This is a genomic window from Microcystis sp. LE19-131.1A (assembly GCF_027532015.1).
Classification (GTDB): domain Bacteria; phylum Cyanobacteriota; class Cyanobacteriia; order Cyanobacteriales; family Microcystaceae; genus Microcystis; species Microcystis ichthyoblabe_A.
In genome coordinates this window covers 1-2,222 of record NZ_JAPZSS010000003.1, presented here as the reverse complement: position 1 = coordinate 2,222, position 2,222 = coordinate 1, and the positions used below count along the sequence as shown (strand labels likewise).

The 2,222-nt window shown below is 45.0% G+C and carries 2 pseudogenes; both read left to right on the top strand.

What is annotated here, in order from left to right:
• Positions 1–168 precede the first annotated feature (168 nt).
• Positions 169–429, top strand: a pseudogene (locus tag O9323_RS00155) (ISAzo13-like element transposase-related protein); the annotation flags it as partial.
• Positions 430–563: 134 nt separating this feature from the next.
• Positions 564–2,222, top strand: a pseudogene (locus O9323_RS00150) (beta strand repeat-containing protein); the annotation flags it as partial.

Genomic DNA, 2,222 nt, shown 5'->3' with positions numbered 1-2,222 from the left:
GATTAGGGAGGGAAGTTATCGTTTTTCTAAGATAACTCGACCGACTAAACTGCAACAAAAAGCGTTAGATTTATTGGGAGTTTCCCTGATTTGTACCCAGTAACGGGGCGGCGGAAATTCTCTTAATCCCTTCTACAGCACAGGTTATGGCTTTTTGTCAACGGGGAAGTCCAGGAATACAATGAACTGTACTTGTTCTTTGTCAGCTCTAAACTGACCGCAGATTGTATTGTGGACTTGCTGGAGCAGTGGTGGGCGATGGTAAAAGACCGCTTTAGCCACATTCACAAATTGGTGATTAACCAAGACAATGGGCCGGAGAACCATTCTCGTCGTACTCAGTTTATGAACCGGATGGTAGCCTTTGCCCAGCAGTCGCAACTGAACATTGAGTTAGCCTACTATCCCCCCCACCACAGCAAGTACAATAGACCTCTTGCAAAAGTCTTAAGTCGATCCTTGTACAGCAACATTTTTGAAGATTATCAACTACTAATAAATAATTAACTGAAAGTCCCTCCCATTATTGTTTCTATCGTTTGTTTTCGGATTTATGCAAGAGGTCTAACGTCTCGGTACTATTAGCAACCGGCACGGGCAGTTTTGGCACCGCCACCAACTTTTCCGTGGGGAATCGTCCCCTTTCCCTGACGGTAGGAGACTTCAACAGCGACGGTAAATCCGATTTGGCTGTGGCGAACCTTTACAGCAGCAACGTCTCAGTCCTCCTCAATGCCGACCCCACCGCTACCGTCACCATTACCGATGTTTCTCAACCCGCAATTTCTCTTTCCATCAACGATGTTACCGTTACCGAAGGCAATAGCGGGACAACCAATGCAGTCTTTACCGTGAGCCTTTCTAGTGCCGCCAGTACGGTTGTTAGCGTCGATTATGCCACCGCTAACGGTACAGCCACCGCCGGAACCGATTACACTGCTATTCCTCCCACCACCTTAACCTTCAATCCGGGAGAAACTTCTAAAACGATTACAGTTCCAGTCAATGGCGATAACCAAGTTGAACTCAATGAGACATTTTTCCTCAATCTCAGCAATTTACAAGCCAATGGCAGTAACGTCACCTTAGCAGATAATCAAGGTCAGGGAACGATTAATAATGATGACAGCGCATCGATTGCGATTACTGATGTCACAATTACCGAAGGAAATAGCGGGACAACCAATGCAGTATTTACCGTCACTCTTTCTAATGCAGTTGATACAGCAGTAACGGTTAATTACGCCACAGCCGATGGAACCGCTACGACAACAGATAACGATTATACGGCGATTGCTGCTACTCCCTTAATCTTCAATGCTGGTGAGACTTCTAAGACGATTACTGTAGCTGTTAATGGCGATACTAAAGTCGAAAGTAACGAGACTTTCTTCGTTAATCTGAGTAATTTACAAACCAATGGTCGTAACGTCACCTTAGCCGATAATCAGGGACAGGGAACAATTCTCAATGACGATACCAGTGTGACTCTTGCGGTTTCTCCTAGTAGTGTTACTGAAGACGGGACAACAAATCTGGTTTATACCTTCACCCGTAGTGGAGTAACCACTGATGCTTTAACTGTCAACTATACAGTTGAAGGGACAGCAACCAATGGAACCGATTACACTTCTATCCCCACCAGTGTCACCTTTGCTGCTGGTTCATCCACTGCGACTGTAACAGTTGACCCCACTGCTGACACAATAGTAGAAAGTGATGAAACGGTCGTCTTAACTCTCGCTTCAGGGACTGGTTATACAATAGGTACATCAACCCCAGTGACGGGGACAATTACCAATGACGACTTTCCCCAACTCTCCATCAACGACATCACCGTAGTGGAAGGTAAAGATAATAATGCCATCCTCACCGTCACGGTTGATAATCCCAATTCACAACCAATTACCGTCAATTATACTACTGCACCCATTAACGCTACCGCTAATGTAGATTACACTAGCAAAACTGGAACTATCACCATTGCACCTAATACTGCCACCGCTACTATTAGCATTCCCATCCTCAATGATAACCTTAATGAACCTGATCAAGTCTTCACCGTCACCCTCTCCAATCCGGTTAATGCTACCATCAATCCCGACGAAGCAATTGGACAGGTAATTATTACTGACACCCTACAAAGCGCAATTACTCGCACCTTACCCAACAATGTGGAAAACCTCAGACTAATTGGCACTAATAATATTAATGGTACAGGT